Raw genomic sequence first — 7,270 nt, 5'->3', positions numbered from 1 at the left:
TGGACGATCTTGCGAATGGTTCGTCGGACCAGCGGCGCGACTTCACGTCCGGCTCCGCAAGGCGGACTGGGGTTCGAATGCGACAAGTTCGACAAGGCCGCGTTGGATCATCACTATTCCCAGTACGCCGGCAAACTGATCGATCGTGTCGAACAAGATTCGCCCGTTCACGGCGTGACGACGATCCACATTGATAGTTGGGAGATGGGGGCCCAGAACTGGACGGATGACTTCGTTGCGCAATTTCGGCGACTGCGTGGCTATGACCCGATTCCCTACCTGCCGGCTTATGCCGGACGCCTTGTCGGAGGTCGTGATGTTGCCGAGCGATTTCTGTGGGACGTGAGGCAAACGTCCCAAGATCTGATCTTGGCCAATCATGCGGAGCACATGAAAATGCTGGCTCGGCAAGACGGCTTGAAGCTTTCGATCGAACCTTACGACATGAACCCGGCTAGCGACCTGAACTTGGGGGCAGTCGCTGACGTGCCGATGTGTGAGTTCTGGGGCCATGGTTTCCACGACACCACGTACAGTTGCGTCGAAGCCACCTCGATCGCGCACGTGCTAGGGAAAACCATCGTCGCTGCGGAAGCGTTCACCGGACGCACGCAGTATCGCGAGCACCCGTGGGCGATGAAGACATTGACCGATTGGGCGTTCTGCATGGGCATCAATCGATTGGTCTTTCACACGTTTGCTCACAAGCCCTTGGGCGACCAATATCGGCCGGGAATGACCATGGGCCCGTACGGAACGCATTGGGATCGCGGGCAAACCTTTTGGCCGATGGTGGATTCTTATCACCAGTACGTGACACGTTGCTCGCATCTGCTTCGGCAAGGCACGCATGTGGCCGACATTTTGTATCTGACACCCGAAGGGGTGCCTCATATCTTTCGGCCGCCTCACACCGCACTGGATGGAAGTGGTCAATTGGCCGATCAGCGTGGATATCGTTTCGATGCTTGCTCGTCCAAGATGTTGATCGAGCGAGCGGAAGTCGTCGGCGATCGCATCGCATTTCGAGGTGACGATGGCCGTTTGGGGACTCACTATCGCTTGTTGGTGATGCCGCTTGCCGAGAGCATGACGCCGGAATTACTGAAACGAATTCACACGCTCGTCGCCGAGGGAGCGACCGTGGTGGGGGCTCCGCCCGAGCGATCACCCAGCTTGATGGATTACCCGCAGTGCGACGACGCTGTGCAGCGAATCGCTCGTTCGCTGTGGGGCGACTCTTCGGTTCCTGACGAAGTGCAGGTGATCGAGCACGGCAGGGGCCGGATTTATTGGGGCGGCGAGTCAACGCGGCGGATCGATCGCCCGAGCAACCTCGCAAACAAGGAAAAGCAGTCCTGGTATTCCGATTACCAAGCGACCGCAAAGATCCTCGAACAACTTGGCGTTCGCAAGGACTTCGAAACCGCGGGGCCGGTGCGATTCATTCATCGCCACACATCTTCCCGCGACATCTACTTCATTGCCAACGAGTCTGACGAAAACATCCATCCGTCAATGACTTTTCGCGTGTCCCCGTCCTCGGGCCGCGTGCCGGAGTTGTGGGACCCGGTCACGTGCCAGCGAAAACCGTTGGCATTCGAAAAGAACCAGGACTTTTTCACGATTCGTCAGACGTTCGCGCCGCGGCAATCTTACTTCGTCGTCTTCTCGCAAAGTTCGGCTGCGTCCCAGGATTTACCCGATTCGAACCTCGTCATGGATCGAACCGTCGCTTTGATTGACGGTCCTTGGAACGTATCGTTCGATCCCAACGCGGGCGGACCAGAATCGACCACTTTCGAATCGCTTCAAGACTGGACAAGTCACGATGAGAGTGGCATCCGATACTATTCGGGGATCGCGGAGTATTCCCGATTGTTCCGTTATGACCAAGCGGTTGATCCCGATCAGCCCATTTATTTGGACCTAGGAGTGGTGCATGATTTGGCGAGGGTTCGCCTGAACGACCAAGACCTGGGCGTCGTTTGGTGCGCGCCGTGGCGAGTCGATGTTTCCTCAGCATTGTTGAAAGGTGAGAATCGGCTTGTGATCGAAGTCGCCAACCGATGGCGTAATCGCTTGCTCGGTGATCGTCAGCCCGGCGACGCCGACGTCCGCACGGTGCAGTTTGATACCGGGTTGCTGGGTGGAAAGGCGATGCGAGCGGGACGATACAGTTTCACCACACTGCGAGGACGCTGGACGTTTTCTGAGCCTGAACCTTCCGGATTGCTCGGACCTGTTCGGATCACTCGCGATGAACCGCTCGACCAAACCCGGCTTGACGCGCCATAACGCAGCGAGATCGATGGCAATAGCCATCATTGCCGTGGCCATGTTGTTCACCATGCCAAGCAACACTCGTGCCCTTCACGCCTTTTGTAGCGAAACTCGCCAAGAGTTTCGGCCTTGCAGGTCGACGGTGGTGAAGCCGAATGTCTTGGCGACATTCGCTACGCATCAGGGAATCGAAAATACCTGTTTCGTCTCGGGTCAGTAGGTTATGCTCCGCATGGCACATATTCTTATGGACACGCGTTGTTCGCGTCCTGCTGCTTCAGCCACGCGAGGATGGTTGCGTTGGTTTCTTCCGGTAACTCTTGCTGGATCCAGTGGCCGCAATCGAGGGTGACGACGTCGACATTGGGGACAAACTGGTCCAGGGTGTCGGACGGTGGGATCAGATCGCGTTCGCCATGAATCATCAGCGAAGAATGTTGAATGATGGGATCGACGTCGGCCAACAGGTGCCAGTTGCGGTCGAGGTTTCGGTACCAGTGAATGCTGCCGGCGAACCCGGTTGATTCGAACGAGGCAACAAATACGGCGAGATCATCTTCACTCATGATGGGTTCACCGCGTGGATATTCCGCTTTTGCAAGATTCATCATCGCCATTCCAGGTTCTGGTTCCTGTGGCGGTGCGTTCTTGCGGTACAAGTTGCGAAGGAACTGGTGCGTGTACTCATCGAAGACAGCATCGGCGACGCCAGGTTGTCGATTGAAATGAACAAAGTAGTAGTCGTTTCCCAGCAGCTGTTCCATCAACTCAATCCACGGGACGTCGCCACGTGCCTGGTACGGCAAGCTGAGGTTGATCACCTTGCTAACTCGGTCTGGATGCAACAGTGCCAAGCTCCAAACCACCATCGCTCCCCAGTCATGTCCGACAAAAACGGCGTTTTCGTAGCCGAAGTGATCGAGTAGTGCGACCAGGTCGCCGGTCAAATGCTCAATGTCGTATTCAGTGACTTCCGCCGGGCACGATGAGTTGCCGTACCCGCGTTGGTTCGGAATGATGACATGGTAGCCTGCGTCGACAAGAGCCGGCACCTGATGACGCCACGAGTACGCATGCTCGGGCCAGCCGTGGCAAAGAACGATTGGGTTGCCAGTGTTCTGCTGTCCAGCCTCGAACACTTCCAGTTCGATGCCGTTGACATCGACGAGGGTGGGCTCGGGAAAATGAATTGTGTGGGACTTCATGTTTTTGCGATCTGTTTGAGGTACTTAAAAGGGGGACAACACACTGATTACTCGTTGAGCCGGCTGCCGTCGAGTCTGCGATTTGTTGTTTGGCGTCTCTTGTGACGAACGGTGAACCGAAACGTGGGGGCGAATTGGCCTGTGGCGTTGCCCGGTTGCTTGATCGGCCAACTTTACAGAAGGCTACTGACAGCCTACTGTCAGTAGTGTTGAGAAAATTCAAAAGTAATCGCATTTGAGGAGTTTCTATTGCGTCGGGCGGATCGTCTGTTTCGGATCGTCGAGTACCTCAAAGCCCGCCGCGAAGCCGTCACTGCCAAGGAGTTGGGGGAGGAGTTGGAGGTTGGCGTTCGCACAATCTATCGCGATATCGCCGACCTGAGAGCGTCGGGGGTGCCACTGAGCGGAGAAGCCGGGGTTGGCTATTTGCTCAGTTCGGACTACGTGGTGCGTCCGTTGCTCTTCGATGGTGAAGAACTCGACGCTTTGGCATTGGGGGCTCAGATGGTTCAAAGCTGGGCCGACCCCGCGATGGCTCAAGCGGCTCGGCGAGCGCTCGACCGGATCACTGCCGTGTTGCCCGACTCACTCGGCGACAACATTCGCCAAACCACTGCCTATTCCTATCCCAGCCCAGGAAAGCCAGCGCTGCAGATCGACTTCACATCGCTACGCCGAGCGATTCGCACTCGGCATGTGGTCGAGTTCTGCTACATCGACCGGCCCGGCAGCGAAACGACCCGCCGAGTCCGGCCACTTTCTTTGATCTTCCTCGCACCCAATTGGTTGGTGGCGGCCTGGTGCGAACTGCGTCAGGACTTCCGCCACTTTCGTTTGGATCGCATGCAGGACATGAAGGTGCTTGACCAAGGTTTCGAAAACGAAACGGGAAAAACGCTCGACGACATGCGAAAGCAATCAGAAGCCTAGCTCGCTGCACCAAAACAAGATTCCCCAGAACCCCGCCTCCGCTCTGTTGGTAGCAACGGACGGATAGACCTGTATGTCATGATCGGCACGAAAAAAGCCGAATTCACACCAGCGATTCCATCGGAGTACATCGAGCTTCACATCGTGATGTTCTCTCTGTTGGAGAAGGTATGCAGAGCATACCCTACGTAGTTGGAAATCAATTGTCAGGCTTTCGCTACGCTTATCCGGTCAACGATGATCGCGCGAGTCACGGTGCGTTTTCGAGTAGCCAACGATCAACCCGCCGGATTGATCGCGGCCGATCAACTTGCAGACGAAGTTCTTTTGAGTCATGCCGTTGCCTGCTCCTTCGAAAACCAACAGCAGTCCGTCGTCATGTGGGGCGGAGCGAATCAGCTTGGAACCGCCACCGAAGTTCACTGCCTCGGACGCGCCGAACCGAAGCGAAGGTAGATTCAGGTCTTTGGCCGGATCGAATCCCTGTTCCGAATGGATGACAACACGGATCTCGTGAGTGCTCTCCGACACGGGGGCGTCATTGAGCATCGTCATTCGTTTGTAGACGACCAACGGCAAGATGAGATGCTTGGAACTGTGAATGTCTGACCCGTAGTCATCTTCCTTCGGTGAATCGATGACAGCCAGCGACAGGTGAGTTGCCCGGCCGAATTCGTCCTGCAGTACGTTGGGACGTTCGACTTTATCCCAGAACGTCCGTGTGCCGTCTTCGTATACGGTGCACGTCGGTGTGAACGCGAATCCGGTCTCGTATTTCCAGTCGATTCCGTTAGGTGATCGAAAGTAGACTGCTTGACGTGTGTAGTTGGCGTTGATCAACAAGTGGTACTGCACACCGTCGTACCAAAACGCCGGATCCTCATAGTTGCTTCGGAGGTGTTTGGGAATGGTCGTGTTATGATTCACGTCGCGGTTTAATACTTCGTAGGGCCCGAGAAGCCCGTTGTTGCTGCGCATCATCGCACCCGATTTGGTCGCGATAAGCACGCTGCCGTCGGGTTGCTGAATTCCAGTGAGGTTGTTTCGATAACGGTTTTCGCGTTTGTGGTCGACAAGCGGATTGTCGTAGTTGATCTCGATTTCGCCCTCGAGTTTCCACGGACCGCTCATCGTATCGGAAGTGAAAATCTTCGGCACGAAATGGATCAATGAGTACAGCGCGTATCGACCATCGTTGAGCGGGATGATGTTGGCATTGTGTCCGCTGCCATTTTGATGGTCATAGGCCAGATCTTTTACGACGCGGTAGGGGCCGGTTGGATTATCCGATACGACATGCGCGACGGTCGAATGCGGCCACGCCCAATGGCCTTTGCGATCGTTCTCGGGCCAATGCACCACCAGGATATGGTATTTCCCGTCCGCCGGATCCTTAATGACTTTGCCGCCCCAGTAGCTCCAAAACGGATCTTCGACGCCATTGTCAGGATCGCGAGGTAAAACGTTGTCTCCGCCCCAGACATCGGAGCGAAGTTGCTTGTGGATAGGCATCGGTAAAATGAGATCGCTAAACGAGGCACCACGAACGGCGCGCGTTGTTGCTTCAGCGGTATCGGAAAGCGGACTCTCGTTGCCGCTGAAGTCGACCGCCTGCACGGCGTACGTGTTGGCTTGGCCTTTGACCGGCAGGTCGTCGACAAACTGCGTGCCGGTAACCTTCGGCGCGATGCAGACCATGTTCTTGCCGCCGTCGTCGCTCCGGTAGACCTTGAAGTAGGCGATGTCGGGATCGATCTTCGACCAAGACAATTTTGTTACCCAATCGTCATCGGTAGCCTTGACCATCGTTGGCGCTGCGGGAGCGATCGTGTCGACAGTGCGCCCTTGGGCAACGTTTGACGTCGATGATTTTCGCTTGACGGCATAAAACCAAGTTTTGCCACTGATCGCCGAGGTGTCGCCCCAGTGGTTCCCGTCAATGCCGTCGGCAATTTTCTCGAACCCGGTCCTGGCATCTGAACTGCGGTAGATTGAGTAAGGTAACTTGGCGTCTCCATTCCAGGTGAGTTCGAGTTGTGAGTCCACGGCGTTTGCAGCCAGTTGCACTGTGGCCGATGGGTCACTGATTACCTTCAAGTCCACCCAATCGATGTACACCTTGATGCCGTGCGTTGATTCCAGAGTAAAACGCACGCGGGGCATCCCCAACGCAGCGTCCTCATCGGTTACCGTGTAGAACCCTTCATAGACTTCTGGTTCGTCTGGGCCATTGGGAACCTTGACGCGTTTGGCAACAATCCTTTCCTGATCTTCGAACACCAGGGCAAGGCTCACTCGGCCATCGCAGGGATACTCTGTGTTGGAAGCGAATTGCCACGCCAGGACTTCTCCCTCCGAGAGCTTCTTCAGTGGTGTGTGATCGAGTACCGGCGACTCGATCACAACCACAGGGACTCCGTCATTCATCATGCGTCCGGATGCGAGACCAACTTTTCCGTTGCCTTTGACGGCGCGGGTGGTCCAGTGCGGTGATTGAAATGCGGATCGCCAAGGGGCAGGGTGGACGTCAGCGAAATCGCCATCGAGAACACTCTTGTCTGGAAGGTTCAGACCAATCAGCGTGGTATCTGCAAACGCTCCAGTGGTCGTCAGGCACAGGAAGATATCCAAGACAAGTATGCGACTGAGAAAGTTCATCGAGCTCTTAGAAACGGATCGTTGAAGTTGAAAGGGGGGCGCACGGCCGAAAGTCTCGGCGACTTTCGCTACCTGGTACGAGGGTTCAGGGACTCGAAAATGCTAGGTGTGTTTGGGTTGGTAGGTCATTGCTCCGCATGACGCGAGATCATTGTGGGGCTGAGAATTTCCTCAAGTGCATAGAGTTCTGCATC

At 55.8% G+C, this 7,270-nt stretch carries 4 protein-coding genes; 2 read left to right on the top strand and 2 right to left on the bottom strand.

The features are described 5' to 3' along the window. Positions 1-2,298: glycosyl hydrolase (locus RSSM_RS26650; protein ID WP_044303738.1), on the top strand; the 2,298-nt coding region annotated here is incomplete at its 5' end. Between the two features lie 230 nt (positions 2,299-2,528). Here the strand turns inward: RSSM_RS26650 and RSSM_RS26645 are convergent. After that, positions 2,529-3,488, bottom strand: a complete 960-nt coding sequence (locus RSSM_RS26645; protein ID WP_008687080.1) for an alpha/beta fold hydrolase — start codon at positions 3,486-3,488, stop codon at positions 2,529-2,531. Positions 3,489-3,737: 249 nt separating this feature from the next. On the opposite strand from RSSM_RS26645, the gene RSSM_RS26640 reads away from it, so the two are divergent. Further along, a complete protein-coding gene (locus RSSM_RS26640; RefSeq protein WP_008687079.1) occupies positions 3,738-4,418 on the top strand; it encodes a helix-turn-helix transcriptional regulator in 681 nt (226 codons plus the stop codon). Between the two features lie 231 nt (positions 4,419-4,649). Here the strand turns inward: RSSM_RS26640 and RSSM_RS26635 are convergent, their stop codons facing one another. Next, positions 4,650-7,076, bottom strand: coding sequence for a putative secreted protein (locus tag RSSM_RS26635; protein WP_008687078.1), 2,427 nt, complete (start codon positions 7,074-7,076; stop codon positions 4,650-4,652). Positions 7,077-7,270: the final 194 nt, after the last annotated feature.

This window comes from Aporhodopirellula sallentina SM41, from assembly GCF_000346505.1.
In the GTDB taxonomy this organism is placed as follows: domain Bacteria; phylum Planctomycetota; class Planctomycetia; order Pirellulales; family Pirellulaceae; genus Rhodopirellula; species Rhodopirellula sallentina.
This window is presented reverse-complemented; position numbering and strand designations above follow the sequence as displayed.